General features: G+C 45.7%; 12 protein-coding genes. 3 read left to right on the forward strand and 9 right to left on the reverse strand.

Translation table 11 applies throughout. The annotated features are described in order from the left end of the window. Positions 1 to 7: 7 nt before the first annotated feature. From P8P30_05150 to P8P30_05175, 6 genes are all read right to left on the reverse strand, one after another. Positions 8 to 1,444: a sugar transferase gene (locus P8P30_05150; protein MDG1286936.1), complete on the reverse strand. Its 1,437-nt coding sequence runs from the start codon at positions 1,442 to 1,444 to the stop codon at positions 8 to 10. Between the two features lie 128 nt (positions 1,445 to 1,572). Then, positions 1,573 to 2,226 carry a hypothetical protein gene (locus tag P8P30_05155; protein MDG1286937.1) on the reverse strand — a complete coding sequence of 218 codons (654 nt, stop codon included), beginning with the start codon at positions 2,224 to 2,226 and terminating at the stop codon, positions 1,573 to 1,575. Between the two features lie 3 nt (positions 2,227 to 2,229). Next, positions 2,230 to 4,524 carry a polysaccharide biosynthesis tyrosine autokinase gene (locus P8P30_05160; protein MDG1286938.1) on the reverse strand — a complete coding sequence of 765 codons (2,295 nt, stop codon included), beginning with the start codon at positions 4,522 to 4,524 and terminating at the stop codon, positions 2,230 to 2,232. A gap of 93 nt (positions 4,525 to 4,617) precedes the next feature. Next, the gene (locus P8P30_05165; GenBank protein ID MDG1286939.1) at positions 4,618 to 5,292 is read right to left on the reverse strand and encodes a hypothetical protein; all 675 of its coding nucleotides are present in this window, start codon (positions 5,290 to 5,292) and stop codon (positions 4,618 to 4,620) included. 73 nt (positions 5,293 to 5,365) lie between these two features. Next, positions 5,366 to 6,139: a metallophosphoesterase family protein gene (locus P8P30_05170; GenBank protein ID MDG1286940.1), complete on the reverse strand. Its 774-nt coding sequence runs from the start codon at positions 6,137 to 6,139 to the stop codon at positions 5,366 to 5,368. A gap of 6 nt (positions 6,140 to 6,145) precedes the next feature. Next, positions 6,146 to 7,501, reverse strand: coding sequence for a hypothetical protein (locus P8P30_05175; GenBank protein ID MDG1286941.1), 1,356 nt, complete (start codon positions 7,499 to 7,501; stop codon positions 6,146 to 6,148). A 260-nt stretch (positions 7,502 to 7,761) separates the two neighbouring features. On the opposite strand from P8P30_05175, the gene P8P30_05180 reads away from it, so the two are divergent. The 3 genes from P8P30_05180 (at position 7,762) to P8P30_05190 (ending at position 10,095) form a co-directional block, all read left to right on the forward strand. Further along, positions 7,762 to 8,868, forward strand: coding sequence for an S-(hydroxymethyl)glutathione dehydrogenase/class III alcohol dehydrogenase (locus tag P8P30_05180; protein ID MDG1286942.1), 1,107 nt, complete (start codon positions 7,762 to 7,764; stop codon positions 8,866 to 8,868). Next, a complete protein-coding gene (gene fghA / locus P8P30_05185) occupies positions 8,868 to 9,704 on the forward strand; it encodes an S-formylglutathione hydrolase (GenBank protein ID MDG1286943.1) in 837 nt (278 codons plus the stop codon). The genes P8P30_05180 and fghA overlap by 1 nt, the downstream gene beginning before the upstream one ends. A 127-nt stretch (positions 9,705 to 9,831) precedes the next feature. Then, the gene (locus tag P8P30_05190) at positions 9,832 to 10,095 is read left to right on the forward strand and encodes a hypothetical protein (protein MDG1286944.1); all 264 of its coding nucleotides are present in this window, start codon (positions 9,832 to 9,834) and stop codon (positions 10,093 to 10,095) included. 82 nt (positions 10,096 to 10,177) lie between these two features. Here the strand turns inward: P8P30_05190 and P8P30_05195 are convergent, their stop codons facing one another. The 3 genes from P8P30_05195 to P8P30_05205 all read right to left on the reverse strand — a co-directional run bounded on the left by P8P30_05195 (position 10,178) and on the right by P8P30_05205 (position 15,253). Next, a complete protein-coding gene (locus P8P30_05195; protein MDG1286945.1) occupies positions 10,178 to 11,629 on the reverse strand; it encodes a hypothetical protein in 1,452 nt (483 codons plus the stop codon). A gap of 82 nt (positions 11,630 to 11,711) precedes the next feature. Continuing rightward, on the reverse strand, positions 11,712 to 13,547 hold the full coding sequence (locus P8P30_05200; GenBank protein MDG1286946.1) for a hypothetical protein: 1,836 nt from the start codon (positions 13,545 to 13,547) through the stop codon (positions 11,712 to 11,714). A gap of 107 nt (positions 13,548 to 13,654) precedes the next feature. Then, entirely contained in the window at positions 13,655 to 15,253 is a 1,599-nt protein-coding gene (locus P8P30_05205; GenBank protein ID MDG1286947.1) for a sodium/solute symporter, read from the reverse strand. Positions 15,254 to 15,317 lie beyond the last annotated feature (64 nt).

The following is a 15,317-nucleotide window of genomic DNA, read 5'->3' on the forward strand; positions in this document are numbered from 1 at the left end:
GTTAGCCTTATTTTGTAAAAGATTGTTTAGAGAACTGAGTAGTACGGCATTGCTCAACCACATCAAGTGCTGGCTTAGAACCTATGAACATGACAGTCAGTGTTTTGATCGTAATGCGTATATCCAGCCACAGGGACATATTTTGAATGTACCAATAATCGAGTATGAGTTTTTGTGCGGGCGTTAAGTAATCTCCGCCGTGAACTTGCGCCCAACCGCTGACTCCGGGGCGAACGCTCAAACGCACCTCACCATTTTCCGGCTGGTCTTCTGGCAGTAAAGGACGAGGGCCAATAAACGACATTGTACCCGTTAGAATATGAAAGAGTTGAGGTAACTCGTCCAAGCGCAAGTGGCGAATCATTTTGCCAATAATGGAGCTGCGTTTATTGTCATTCGCTTTATGTTCAAGGCGTTCTTGGTCTAAACGACGGCTAGCAGGCAGCATGGTTCTAAATTTGTATAAACGGAAGTTTCTGCCGTGATGTCCGGGGCGTTGCTGCCAAAAGAACGCAGGTAAACCAATATCAATAATAACCAATAGGAAGGTTAAAAGAAGGAGAGGGGAGAGTATAATTGCAAGTGTAAGCGACCCTGCAATATCAATCAAACGTTTTAGATAAGGGTAGCTTCCTGACACTTGTTCCTCATAGACGGGAGCCACCGTGATTGATTTTGTCGCGTCTAAATTAATCGCAGTTTCAGGAATAATATCTTGACTAAAGTGAACCAGCTTAAGGGTGCCATCATTTTGTAATTTAGTTAGGGTTTCCTTCGCCACTTTGTTTAAATCATCGAAAGGTTGGGCTAATATGACTTGATCAATACGAATTCCGTGCACCAAAAAGCGTTCGAGTAATTCAGGTATATGGTTCACATTTCCAATAATGCTATGTTTATGAAATGCCCGGCCATGTAGCTGTGTATCTTCATCAATAATGCCTTCAATAATGACTCCACCATGTAAAATCCTTTCTGCGAAAGAAAGATAAAGCTCTGTTACATGATTGACGCCAACGATGAGAACACTTTGGCGTTTCTGGTTGGTTTTGGTCTGAATCGGCCCCCAAATCCGGCGTACGAGTAAACGACTACCGCACATGCTGAATACGCAAAATGCCCAATGGATAGGGGGAACAGAGCGAGGAATTACTTCCAGTCGGTCGAGCAAAAAGAGTAGGCTATTACTGAGCAATACCACCAATGTGATGCTCAAAATGATATTGCGTAAATCTTTCTGTGAGGTGAAGCGCCACATGCTAGTATAGGTGTTGAAGGACATCAAAATAAGAGCAGAAACGGATATTGTTGCTGCCAGAACTTTTAGCAAGTCATAAGGATGAGGTGCTTCGATAAAGGAGGTGCCATTGCGTAGATATAACGCAATGAGTAGTGCAATAGTGATGCATGCAATATCAAAAAAGAAATAGAGGTATTTTTTCATTTATTATCCCTGTGCTTGCATCATAAGATATGCGCCATCAAGTGCAATCTATTCACATGTTTTTCGCCTAAATTCCGATTTTAGAGGTGATTTTAGTGTTAAATGATAGTGTGCAGAGCAACGCTAGATCAGTAATGTATGGGAGCGGTTGATTCTTTTTCCATTTCTTCCAGAATCATATCGAGTGATTCGACTCCCAATGCTTTTTTGAATTTTCGCTGCCGGTTTGTAGAGGCATTTTGTAGAACCTTAATATCATTGATTGCAATGGCGCGAGCGGGTTCATCTAATAGAGAGGTGAAACCGATCACAAATAAGCTGCGTCTTTCCGCTAGCCAAGCCTCTCGCGGGGCGACATGTGCTGATTGCTTGTAAGCATGTAGTGCATCGCTATTAAAGCCAGCATGCTGCACATGGATGATCGCTTTGATGAGCCAGCTATTGCCATCTTTAGGTTGGCAATGGAGGTGTTTTCCGATGGTGATCACTGCGGCAGATAGCGTTTCATCTACCTGTTCGAAAGTATTCTCAGACTCTTGTTGAGCAAAGCGCGTCATGTAGAGTGTCGTTAAATCTTTATAGAAATTACCATGACAAAAATTATACGCAGAAAAGGTCTGATAGTCTTTAATAGCCGCTTCAACTCTACTGCGCTCGACTTCCTCTTGTTGTTGGATCGCGTCAATGATGGAGCGATGTTTTAACCGTACATATTCACTTGGGACTATCGACGCTATCCAGACAATAGCGCATAAAGTTAAGAAAAGAGCTGGAATGCGCATGGGTTAGCGTTCGGAATAATTATCATAGCTGTAATAGCCATATTGGGTCGCTTTGTCTGTATCTACGAGTGTTAGCAGGGCGCCAACTGTTTTATCATGCACTTCTGGTGAGCGCTCTAATGCTTTGCGAATAACCTCACGATCGGTTTTTCCCCAATGGGCGAGGAAGACGAAACTATCAACCACATTCGAAATCACGCGTGCATCGACGATATGCCCGATGGGCGGTAGGTCAATAATGACGACATCAAAAATTTTCTGTAAATGTTCGACTAATGCATTCATTTGCCCTGATGCGACGAGGTTCAGGTTAGTGATAGAGGTCGCTCTGCCTTTGGCCGGAATGAAGAATAACTTTTGGTTATCGATTTTATGACAAATAGAGGATAAATCGGATAAAACGTCCTCTCGTGCCTCAGTGCCTAATCGTGATGCCAGCTCATAAAAACCGCTCTCTGCTTGGGGGGTAAACCAGTCAGTCAGGCTAGGGCGGCGGAAATCACAATCAATCAGCGCGACCTTCTTGCCTGTGAGCGCTAGGTGCTTGGCAAGGAAGCATGAAGTGACGGATTTCCCTTCTCCTGGATTGGCTGAAACGAATGAGATAACTTTCCCTTTGCGAGTCCGGTCTTCGTTCTTATTGAATTGAGTTGCCAGCTGGATGTTGCGCATGACTTCTGCGGTGATACTGGTTTGTGTGTCTAGCAATTGGGTAAGCTCTGTAAAGCCGGCCATATTAAATGGGCGCGACGATGACTCCGTTGTTTGTGCCGTACTCTTCTTTTGTTTTTTGGCAAAGCGGCCGAGTTTTTTATCGTCGAATATTACTTTTGGCAACATGCCTAAGCAGGTGCGTTGTGTGGCGCTTTCCAGACCTTCGGTTTTCCAAATGAAGCGGTCTAATTGTTCGCGTATAAAGACAAGCGCGATGCCAAGCCCAGCCCCGAAGAGCAGGCCCGCTAACAGAATAACATTCTTTTTAGGCCAGCTGGGTGAAGCGGGTTCCATTGCAGTGTTAATAATACGCGCATGCACCTGAGGTATGGATTGTTGTTCCGCTTGTTCATTAAAGGTATCAAGCATTTTTGTGTAGAGGTTGCGCGTTGACTTGGCGAGGCGTTCAAGCTCTCGCAACTCAATTTGGCCGCGCTGGTTTGCGATTGAGTTGTTTCTGACGATACCCAATTCTTTTTCCAGTGTTTTTGTTTTAGATTGCGCGATTTCATAGGCATTTTTATAGCCTCCGGCGAGGCGACGATATTCGTCGATAATGATCGCTTGAATGTCTCCCATCTGCTGCGATAGGTTGCGATAAGCTTGGTGATTAGCCCCTTGTTTGCGTCTAATTTCATTGGCGCGGCGTGATAATACAATATATTCGTTGCGCAATTTTACGATGATGCCATTTTTGAGTGAATCACTTGTCACTGTGTTTGAGTCACCGGCTTCAATAATGGATTGAATCAGGGAATATTGCGCTTTGGCTTGGGCTGCTTCGGCGCGAGCCGTACCTAAGTTGCTATTGAGTTCTGAGAGTTGCCGGTCGGAAACAGAGATGCGGTTTGAGATCTTAACGATTTGATTCTCTTCTTTGTAATTTTCAACCGCTCGTTCAGCGGTGGTTAGCTCTTCTCTCAGTTTTTTCAAACGGGATTTTAACCATGAGGCTGTGCGTTGTGACACTTCATAATAAGATTCAAGTTCATCTTCAAGATAGGTGTTTGCAATCAAATTTGCGCGGTCAGCAGCGATCTTGGGGTTGCCAGACGTATAACTGATTTTAATAACAAAAGCTTTGCCGACTCGCTCTACGACTACGCCTCCCCGGAATGAACTGAAGCGTGCTTGTTTGGAAATTTCTTTTTGAGTTTTGGCGCTATTGGCATTGGGAGGGGGCAGAATCATTTTCTTAATAGAAGAGAAAAAGCCTTCTGAAGGCGCACCCTTAAGGTTTTTGTAAAGTCCAGCACGCTCAGCCGCCTTCCCTAACAATTTATTAGACTTTATCACCTCAATTTGACTGTCGAGAACAAGGTTCTCTTTGAATCCAAAGTAATTTTGAGTGCCAGGTAAAGCGCTTTGCAGGCGTGGGTCAATCAAGATGGAAGTAGAGGCCGTATAGCGTGGTGCGGCGAAGTTAAGATAAATAATACTAAGCGTTAATCCAGAAATTAAGCAGAAAAATAGCAGTTTGCAGTGACGGTGAAGGATCGCGAAGATGTCTTGAAAAGAGATGAGATTGTCAGATTCAAAATCTGATTCTTCCTGTGTCGAAAATTCTGTTGGTAATTCTGTCATTGTTAGATTTGAGAGCACTTTGCTATTTCGAGTTGTCGCCTTGCTATCTGCTTGTATGGGCTAATGGCCGACCTGACAACACTTTAAACAGGGTTATCGGGTTGGGCTGGTGGAAGTCGCTCCATTATCGTCGGCTTCGAGCGCCACGATACTAACGGTTTTCCAAGGGTCACTGAACATGTCAGAGAATCTTTGAGTATTTTGTGCGTATTGTGTCAGTGATGAAGACTTGCTGCCAATTTGATGGGGTAATCCCTTTGAGCCAGCCAAGCCGCCCCCAGTATGGGGCGATAGGTTGAAGCTTCCGCCAGACGCATCTGCTAACCCAATCCGTACTGGTTCTGGAATGACTTGAGAGCCGGCGCTTTGGATGGGGCCGACCGCATTATAGGAGATTTGCGTGCTCAGGCTTCCCAACTGCGCAACCTGTTCGCTGATACTTTTGATTAATTTAGTCAGAGAGCCCCGCACCGCTCTGGCGAGGCCAGCACCGATGGCGCTTGCCTGATCAAATGTCGCTTGTTGAGAGGCTTTTAAAATGCTCTCGACCAACGATGAATCCGTTGAAGCAGCTCGTGCGACATATTTGGCCATCTTAGGGCCGCCCTTAGGGAAGGCTTCAAGTAATGAAGAGGGGTTGCTCTTGAGCTCGGCGATTCTTGCTTTTGAGATTGCCGTAAAGCTTTGTGTTTTGGCGAGCTGCTGGTTTGCACGAACGATCTCGGCAGTTATTTTTTCATTAACCGCACCGCCTTGCGTGGAGATCACGATAACACATAGAAAAGTTAAAAAGTTGGCTTTATAGCTCATTGATATATAATGACTTTTGTGCGTTAAGATGTCAATCATTATGCATCAAAATCGTGAAATTGATACGTTGATTTCCTTCTAACTTCAGGCAACCTAATTGTTCGCCCGTCGCGATAGATAGGTCTAGGTTGGCGCGGTTCTTGCGAATATCCAGCGTTTCAACGGGTGTGTGCCCATGGATAATATATTTCTGATGAAACTTTTCGAACTCGAGAAAATCGTCACGAATCCATAGGAGGTCGTCTACCGATTGCTCGTCGAGAGATAGGTAGGGGTTAATGCCTGCATGAACAAAGAAATACTCCCCAAGACAATAGTGAGTTTGTAAACTTTCCAGAAATGCTTGATGAGAGGCGGGGAGGGCATGAGCGAATGTTTGATGAAGCTCTGTTAAATCCTCGCCGGATAAAGTTCTGGGGATGGGAATGCCGTAAGAAGCCAGCGTGGTAAAGCCGCCAAAGCTTGACCATTTTCGGATGGTTTCAGGGGTTTCTAAGAACTTTAATAACGTGGTTTCGTGGTTGCCTAATAAGCAAATACGTTCATGGCCCACTGGTGGTGCTTGTATCAGTAAATCCAGCACTTCACGGCTATACATGCCGCGGTCAATATAATCACCCAGAAAGACTTGAATGATCCGCTGACCGGTAAAATCTTTAGCATCTTCCGCAATGGCCTCTAATGCATTCTCTAGTAATTGAGCTTGGCCATGAATGTCACCTATCGCATAAACCCTTACCCCTGGCGGGAGCTGATAAGTTGGAGCCTCAGTGACACATAGTTTTTTAAAAAAAGAAAACGCCATTACTCTCTAATCATCCTGATACTGCGCACTTGTGCCCCAAGCGGAAAGGTTTGAATCATTTAAGATGCGAATACTATTTATAAATGTATCGACTTGATCATAATCTTCCTGTGTTAGGTGGCAACTGGGTAAATAAACCCGCATAAGATAAGCTTGGGAATCTGAGATAATTAAGAAAAACTCGTCGCTGATATCGATTGGTTTCCCATTGCAGCCCGCTTCAGAAAGGGAATTAGTGTCTCGAATATGCGTATTGAATAAATCATCCAACACATCAAAATTTATATTGTAGCTGATATAGGTGATGTTCAGTTTTGTATCGATGGCGTTGATCTTTAGAGTGACTCCCTCTTTGAAAACCGAAAACAGATTATATTGCTCAAACAGGTTGTTGATGAGGAATAAGGAGGAGAATTCTGGATCATGTTGGGCAAGCCGTTTGAGGTACCCTTGGGCATTTTGTGGATCAAAATGATCTTGCAAAGGGCGAGAGTTTCCAACGATAGCGGTTTTCAGTGCTCGTGCTTGTTCAGGGTCTGGGGTGTCTTCTAATATCTGTTTGAAATACAGTGATTGTATCGTGTCAGAGTCGAGCGTATCACCTGAAATTGCTTTGTCGCGCTTAATGGGTTTGGTGCTATCTCCTTCTGTTGCTTCAGTGTCTTTTTGCGAATAGGCATTCCAAAGAAAAGGAAGGGCCGCCGCTTTCATTTTAGCATATTTCGTTTTGCTGATGGGTTGCATGGAGATGAAAGGAGTGGAAGAGGCGATGTAGCTTCGATCATCATGTGTATTAACTTGAAAACGTATGCTTTTAGGGCTCTTCCAAAGGGTTGTGTTCGGTTGGGTCAGCTCCTCATAGAATGCTTGGAGTTTTGGCTCTAAAAGATTGCTCTCGGCGAGCTTCTCTGCATCTTCGGGAACTCCATTCCCGCGGAAGGTCAGGCGCATGACATCTAGGGGGGTGGCATTATCGGTGCGTTTCCATGTAAGGTTAGAAGCATCAAAGTGGAAAGGGTGCGGAGTGATTAATTTACCGCCTGTTTCGGGCGCTTCCATATCAACGACGACATGGCTTTTGAGTAATCTCTGAACATCAAACAGAGCCAAATGTTGGTGGTATTTACGAATGAGGTGAGTGGCATCAATTTTTTGAATTTTCTCTTGAATCTTTTTAAAAACACTCGGGTCTTGGGGATCGTCGCTAAACTCTAATTTATACTCGGCGCGTTCTTTCGCAAGGGCCAGTAAAGATTCGGGCGCATTTTGGCGATGCAGCAAACTAGCAATAACACCAAAAGACGCAAGCAGCAGAACCGTGAGCGCCATAAGCAAAAAGGATGTTTTCTTGCTGCTGTTCATTGAATAACTCCCCTCCTGCTGCACCGATTCTTAAAATTTTCCGCAAACTATCACAGCTGAGGCTGTTTTGGAACATCAGCGACTTATTAAAACAAGTTGTATCGGAAGATAGGCAGGAAAGTCGCGTTTGTTGCGTCAAAGGTGGAGCCATGATTTGCTCTTAATCGGTCGGGTGATCTATCATTTCACTAAACAAAAGAGTTGAACAATAGGGCGATTGCCGTGATGATTGCGGCTCTTAAATAACCGATAGGATGATGATGAAGACACGAGCGGCAATTGCCACAAAAGCGGGCGCACCTTTGGAGATAGCAACGGTTGATTTGCAAGGCCCTCAGCCTGGTGAAGTGCTAGTGGAAATTATGGCAACAGGCGTGTGCCATACCGATGCCTTCACGCTTTCCGGCGATGACCCTGAAGGTGAGTTCCCCGCTATTCTTGGACATGAGGGCGCCGGCATTGTGCGTGAACTCGGCGCTGGTGTGAGCTCGTTGCAAGTGGGAGATCACGTGATTCCGCTTTATACGCCGGAATGCCGCGAATGTGACTATTGTTTGAATCCAAAAACGAATCTTTGTCAGTCTATCCGTAGCACGCAAGGGCAGGGCCTAATGCCTGATGGTACGAGCCGCTTCTCGTTAGATGGCAAGCCAATTTTACATTATATGGGCTGTTCGACTTTCTCAAACTTCACGGTCTTGCCGGAGATCGCCTTGGCGAAAATCCGCAAAGATATTCCGTTTGATAAGGCCTGCTATATTGGTTGCGGGGTGACCACGGGGGTTGGCGCAGTTGCGTTCGATGCGAAAGTGGAACCGGGCAGTAATGTGGTCGTATTCGGCCTTGGTGGTATCGGCTTAAATGTCGTCCAAGGGGCCAGAATGGTCGGCGCGAATAAGATTATCGGTGTTGACCTCAACCCCTCAAAAGTAGAGATGGCCAAGCAATTTGGCATGACAGATTTCATCAACCCCAATGAATGCGAGAACGTGGTAGAGGCGATTCTCGATCTCACCCATGGCGGTGCCGATTACAGTTTCGAATGTATCGGTAATGTCGATGTCATGCGCCAAGCGCTAGAGTGTTGCCATAAAGGCTGGGGCGAAAGTATTATCATTGGCGTTGCTGGCGCGGGGCAAGAAATTACCACCCGTCCGTTCCAATTGGTGACGGGGCGTGTCTGGCGTGGATCGGCCTTTGGTGGCGCGCGCGGGCGTACTGATGTGCCAAAGATTGTCGATTGGTATATGGATGGCAAAATCGACATTGATTCTATGATTACCCACACGATGCCGTTGGGTGAAATTAACACGGCGTTTGATTTAATGCATAAAGGCGAGAGCATCCGTAGCGTGGTGACTTACTAATGCAACCACTGGAATCGCATGCCTGTCACGGCGGAACGCTTGCGGTTTACGAACATGCGAGTGCCGCCCTAAAATGTGATATGAAGTTTTCGATCTTCCTGCCGCCACAAGCGGCGAGTACGGATGTTGCCTCTGTTATGTTTCTATCTGGCCTCACCTGCACGCATGATAATTTCACCACGAAGGCGGCGGCTTACGGCCATGCTGCTAAAGCCGGCTTAGCGATTATCGCACCCGATACGTCACCCCGCGGCGACTCTGTGCCAGATGATGCTGATGCGTATGATTTTGGTAAAGGTGCCGGATTTTACCTCAATGCGACGCAAGCGCCTTGGGCAGAGCATTACCGCATGGAAGAGTATATCACGCGCGAGCTGCCAGCTCTTTTGGCCGATAAATTCTCACTAAATCCTGCGAAGCAAGGTATTATGGGGCATTCCATGGGCGGACATGGCGCCTTGACGCTCTATCTGAAATATCCGGAGATTTTCACCTCCTGTTCTGCATTTTCGCCTATCGTTGCACCCAGCAAAGTGCCGTGGGGCAAGAAAGCATTCTCGCGCTATTTAGGCGAAAATCGTGCGGCGTGGAAAGCCTATGATGCGTGCGAACTAGTGACCAAAGCCAGCGATCAGACGATTCTTATCGATCAGGGGCTGGAGGATCAGTTTTTAGAAGAGCAGCTTAAACCCGAACTCTTCGAGCAAGCTTGCGCGGATGCCGGGCAAGCCCTAACCCTGCGTCGCCACGCAGGCTACGATCATAGCTATTACTTCATTCAAAGCTTTATAGAAGACCATATCCAACATCATGGCGAGCTTCTTAATCGCACCTAAATAATCGACCAGACTCAGCGTGACGGCCATTGTCATCAAACTGTCATTTGAGTAGTAGGCGTCAATTTGTTATAGTCTTCGGGTTATATAATTTTTTTTAGAAACAATTTTTTTAATCAAGTTTTTCGTGTCAAAAGTGAATGATACGCATTTTGAGTATTATTCACTGCGAAAAGCTGAAAATCTACAAATCATGAGCTTAACAAGTGAAATTGGTCGGCAGAAAAAACAAACTGCGAGAGAAGAATTAGCAACTGCCCTTAAGGGTGAAAATCTAAGTAAAATTAAGATTGCAAAGTCTCGTTTAAAAGAGACGTACAAAGCTAACACTCTCGCTGGAAACGGACTGGAAAAAGCTGTTGCGGTGATTGCAGAAATGGAAAAGGGATAAGATGCGTAGCTTTTGTTTCTTTGTTTGAAGGGAGGTTTAATCTTAGGATTAATCCTCCTTTTCTATTTTTTAGGGAGTTTCTCTAAAGTGTCTGGCCACCTAAGCCGCCAATCTGCATGTTTATGCCCAAGTTCTTTACACGATTCAGTATGGCGGTGGAAACCTGTTTGCTATATTGCACCGGCGTTTTCATTGTTAAATCAGGCAACATATTTTTGTCATAATCCGCTGGATAGCCAGTGCCGGTTGCAGGCTTGGTAATGGCCTTAGGTTCATGTAAATTAAGCTCCGGCGTTTCTTCTGGATGGCGCACATAAACGGTTCTGCCTTTGATACCCATTGATTTAGCCGTCTCCATATCGGGAGTCACTTTATGCTCTGGTTTGGCATAAGGTTGCGTTCCCGAAATAATATCTTCGTCGGATTTTAAAAAGACAGTTGCCGGATAATCGGTGCGTGCCCTCCAGTTTTCTTCCTGATCAATGATGTTTCCCTCTTTATTTTGAACGCCATTTTTGAGCATACTGTCGCCCGCGAAAATCACCTCGCGGCCTTTCGGTAATAACCCGCGTTTATCTAGCTCCCTCATGAGCGCTTCCATCCCTAAGCCTTTATTTAGGCCTTCAGGACGCACTTCGATCACCATACTTTCTTCGCCTGCCTCAAAAGGGGAGCGTTTGATCGTAGCGTTTGCTCGAGATTTTTCGATTCCATCAACGCGCTTACCTAAATGCTCTTTCAATACCTTTTTAACGGCGTCCTCAATGGTATCTTTCCGGATGGATGAATTACTAAGCGCTGCGGCATCCACAAGTGCGCGGTAATGAAAATCAATGGAAGAAACATCTTCATCCTTTGCATATTTGGCATTAATGATGAGTTCCTTTGCAAGGTTGGGATCAAGCCCTAGGTCTGAGAGAGTCTCTCCTATTTTGACTTTAAGTTTGGTGTGTAATTCCTCATTTAACGCTGTATTTCGTAAAAAGAATTTATCGGAAAAGTCCATCTCTGGCGCGAGAGAGATCGGCTTCTCACCCTCCCCTAAGCGCAATTCAGAGCCATGGTTAGTGACGGTAATCATTTGGTCGAGTGTTTTTTGGGTGATGCCAGATTGAAGCATCATTGCAGCAAGAGCTTCGTAAGTACGCCCTGTATTAATAATGAAAAGCTCCGGATGGCCGGCTTCAACAGCAGCCGTGATAGCTTTGACCAGTTCTGGGCGTGCATAGACATTCATGTCATTATTGCGGGCAAATAAAGCTTCTTTGGTCACTACACGACCTTCGTCGAAATGGAAATAACCATTATCATCACGCTTTGCTGGGTCGAATAGGTCTTCAATTGTTACCTCAGGAGGAGCAGGAATACGTTCCTTGGTAAGAGTCAGGTTACCCGTCTTAGTATCTAATTTCCCCACTTCAAACCCAACTCCGGCAGTACCATCAAAATCGGAAACGACAATAGGGCCACCAGGGTTTGCAATATCATTAAACAACTGATCAACAAGGATGGAAGGAGTGTATGCGTTCTTCATTTTAATTCCCTGCTTACTTTTAGGTTATTTAAGCACCAGTATATGACTCTTTAGTTAATATATTCTTACTAAGAGTTAACGCCTAAGGGCCGCTAATCTGTGGGGTAGGTTCCTGATTTTCGACTTTCTCACGATACCCTGCTTCAGGCTTATTCTCTGCGAGTTCTTGAATGACAGAAGGGCGTTCTTTCGGATCGGTATCCGTATTCCGCTTCTGCTCTTGCGCGGGTTCTTTTGTTTCTTGCGCTAAATGATCGGGCTCTTGCTCAGTGGTGGGCAGGTTATTTGCAAGGGTTGGTTGATTTGCGCGCACGCGGCTTGAAGAGGCAAAAGGGCTTACGACTTTTAGCTGCGCGAGTTTAGCGGCAATGTCTACGTCAGTCTCACAATGTTGACGGCCATGTTCTACGCTTAAGACCGTTTTGACGCCTTTAGCAATATCCGTTGCTTTCATCTGCACTTCCGATTGCGAGGCGAGCCATTTAGACGCTTTGGCGATAAATTCATCTGTGCGTTCAGCGGTTGCATCTGCAGGGAGTTTCTTATTCACCCACTCAGCAAGCGTGCTGTAAATATATTCAGGCGCATGGCTAGAGCTGGGAACGGATAAGCCGGTAAAGTAATCGGCAAACATATTATTCACAAATACACCGTAAAAGAATTTCTCTTTGGGGGGGGATTTATGAGTTGGGTCTTTAATTTGTTTAATGGCCGGAATGCCGCCGAAGAAAAAGTTCGATAGGATTGAAAGACGGCTCGCGATTTTCATTTGATGCTTTTGGAAAAAGGCTTTCCCTTTACTTTCATCGCGTGCTACCGCTTTGCCGGTGATTTGGCTTTCAATTTGCTTGTACTGATCCTGAACCGCTTGGTTTCCCTCGTTTGCAACATAGGTATCAAGGCCGCCAAATCCAGCTACCTTCGACTTAGGCATTAACACAATAAGAAATTGTGCTAAGAAACCGGTAAATCCAGCAAAAGCTTGCATGAATACGTTTCCAGCTTTGATCGTTTTGCCGGTCAGAACATCTGTGCGTGGGTTCTTTCCTTCGATGCCGGCGCGTGCAATGCTAGCACCCGTGAAAAATACGCCACCTACAATATTTAAAGGTGATGCGATTTTCCACACATTCTGTTTGACCCAATTATGGGCTTTGCTGACGCCTTCATTCTGTGCTTCCTTAAAAGCTTCGCCTTCAGAACTCGTTTCCAATGCGGTATCTGCGTCTTGTAATATCTCGTTCATGGAGCGGTTTTTTGAGAATCCAAAAGAAAAAAGTAATCCCGCTGCGGCAACAAATGCCATTGAGGCGAACTGTAATACTCGTCGAAGTTTCACTTCTCCTTTTTGCAAAGGTTGGCGGATGAGTGTTCCGTCAGAGGATTTGCCGCCGGGCATGTATTTAACAACATCCCCTTTTTTCCAATCCTTATCGAGCTTAAGCAATGAACCTTTCTCGCCGAGCATTTTAAACCGAAAGTCAGGCGTACTTGCTAAGACCATACTTAGACCACTAAAGGTAGCAAAGAAGCCGACTAGGCCCGTCGCATTTTTATGCAGCCAGGCTTTAAAGCTTTTAGATTTTTGTTCATTCGGTTTTTTATCGAGTGATAGGATAGGGACATCGCGGTGAACGGCGACCTTGCCGCTTACACCAATGGGATGCTTGCTTTGCCAATTTGAAAATTCTTCGGAAAGTAACCCACGCAGGCTCGCATCACCATGGAAGCCGGAGACACGCAAAACATGTTTATTGCTTTCATAACCGGGCTCAGCTTTCAGCCCCTTCTCAATCAAGAAGTCACGCAGTCCTCCTAAAGAACCTGGCATAGCCTTCTCAGGAGCATAGATAATGCCATAAGACGTATCTTCTCCTGCGAGTCTGCCCGTACGAATTTGCGTAATGTTAACTGTCATAAATTTTTGTACACTTCCTAATACCCTCTTAATTTACCACAAAGAGAAGTTAAAAAGCGTTACGGTTGTATGACAATTAGCCCAGTCTCCTTTGGGAAATGACGCTGTTAGGCGAGCCAAACCAGCATAGCAATCATGAGTGCTAGAAGAAGATACGATTGCGTGGTGCTATTGGCGAGCCCTTTAGGTTGTGGGTTCTCGGCCGCGATTTCTCTCGCGCCTTTTAGACTGTAGCAGTAGTTTGTATCGGAGGCATCATCCGCACGATTGGTCAATGGTGTGAACAGGTAGCACGTGACAATGCTGTTTACGAAAACAATAATAGCCATGATAGTGAAGTGAATATCAGGCAAGCCCAATGCTTGCCAAATACCAAAATATTCACGTAGAAGCAGGATTGCAACGCCCATTGTAAGGGTCAGTGCTAAGGACCAAAATGCCGCGGATGCCGTCACCCAGCGCGAGAATAAGCCAACAAAGTAAATACCGACAACACCCGGTACAATATAGGCTAAAGATTTTTGGAAATACTCGAATAAGCTTCCAAACTCAACAATCATGGGAACAGTGAAAATACCAATCAACATGAAAACTCCGGTTAAAATGCGGCCAAAGGCAACGAGTCGATGATCTGGAATGTCAGGTTTATGCTCTACGATGAAATCGTAAGTCACGAGCGTAGCTGCAGCGTTAAGGGTGGAAGAAAGGCTGGACATAATCGCAGCGACTAGCGCTGTTAAAACGAGGCCACGTAGGCCCGTTGGTAATAGGTCAACCGTTAGAGCCGGGAAGGCCATATCTGGGCGTTCTAGGTCAGGGTAAAGCGCGAGTGCAACCAGGCCTGGAACAATCATAAGGAAGAGGTTTGGTAATTTGAGTAAACCAGCAAAAAGAGCGCCTTTTCTGCCCTCATCAAGGTTCTTTGCGCCTAAGGCGCGCTGAGCGATGAACTGGTTAAGGGTCCAATAGTAAAACCCTAATAAAACGACGCCAAAAATACCTGGCCAAGGCATGAAGTCGTCATCCGCAGGTTTAAATAATTGCGTTTTAGATTCAGGTAAGGCGGCCATCATGGCATCCCAGCCGCCAATTTTTTCAAGGCCTAACCAGCAGACAATGGATGCGCCAATGACTAAGAGTACTGCCTGAAACGCATCAGCGACGACGACGGATTCTAAACCACCGTAAAGGGTGTAAATTCCCACGACGAACCCTAGCACCATCACCGCTTGTAATAAACTAATGCTAGGAATCAGTAAGTTAATGACTAAGCCGCCCGCATAGAGCGCTCCTGCCGTGTCGATAAAGGTGATCGCAATGATGGTAAAGGCTGAGTAAGCCTTGCGTGAACGAGCATCGAAACGTTTTTCGAGAAATTCCGGGATAGTCGCAATTTTTGCCTTTAAAAAGTAAGGTAGCATGAAGGCAGCAAAAAATACCAAAGCGACGACCGCGGTCCACTCATAGTGAAAGACCGCTATACCATGTTCGTAAGTTGCGCCCATTAATCCGACGAAACTTGCGCCAGACATATTGGATGCATAGAGCGAGAAACCAATGAGCCACCAAGGAAGAGAGCGGCCTGCGAGGAAGTAGCTCTCCGCCGTTTCATGGTTTCGGCCATACCACCAACCAATGAACAAAACGACGAGGAAATACCCACAAATAATCGCATAATCCAGCGTTCCAAGTTCAAAAGTAGGCATCGTATAATCTCCCTGTTGCAAGCCTTGTATCAAGCTCACTAGGGGGAGGCAACTAATTTGAAAA

Source organism: Rickettsiales bacterium (assembly GCA_029252805.1).
Lineage (GTDB): Bacteria > Pseudomonadota > Alphaproteobacteria > Rickettsiales > JALZUV01 > JALZUV01.

Excerpts from the sequence above, each read along its gene's own strand:
- P8P30_05150 (MDG1286936.1), bottom strand. The coding sequence starts at position 1,444 with ATGAAAAAATACCTCTATTTCTTTTTTGATATTGCATGCATCACTATT.
- P8P30_05155 (MDG1286937.1), bottom strand. The coding sequence starts at position 2,226 with ATGCGCATTCCAGCTCTTTTCTTAACTTTATGCGCTATTGTCTGGATA.
- P8P30_05160 (MDG1286938.1), bottom strand. The coding sequence starts at position 4,524 with ATGACAGAATTACCAACAGAATTTTCGACACAGGAAGAATCAGATTTT.
- P8P30_05170 (MDG1286940.1), bottom strand. The coding sequence starts at position 6,139 with ATGGCGTTTTCTTTTTTTAAAAAACTATGTGTCACTGAGGCTCCAACT.
- P8P30_05175 (MDG1286941.1), bottom strand. The coding sequence starts at position 7,501 with ATGAACAGCAGCAAGAAAACATCCTTTTTGCTTATGGCGCTCACGGTT.
- P8P30_05180 (MDG1286942.1), top strand. The coding sequence starts at position 7,762 with ATGAAGACACGAGCGGCAATTGCCACAAAAGCGGGCGCACCTTTGGAG.
- fghA (MDG1286943.1), top strand. The coding sequence starts at position 8,868 with ATGCAACCACTGGAATCGCATGCCTGTCACGGCGGAACGCTTGCGGTT.
- P8P30_05195 (MDG1286945.1), bottom strand. The coding sequence starts at position 11,629 with ATGAAGAACGCATACACTCCTTCCATCCTTGTTGATCAGTTGTTTAAT.
- P8P30_05200 (MDG1286946.1), bottom strand. The coding sequence starts at position 13,547 with ATGACAGTTAACATTACGCAAATTCGTACGGGCAGACTCGCAGGAGAA.
- P8P30_05205 (MDG1286947.1), bottom strand. The coding sequence starts at position 15,253 with ATGCCTACTTTTGAACTTGGAACGCTGGATTATGCGATTATTTGTGGG.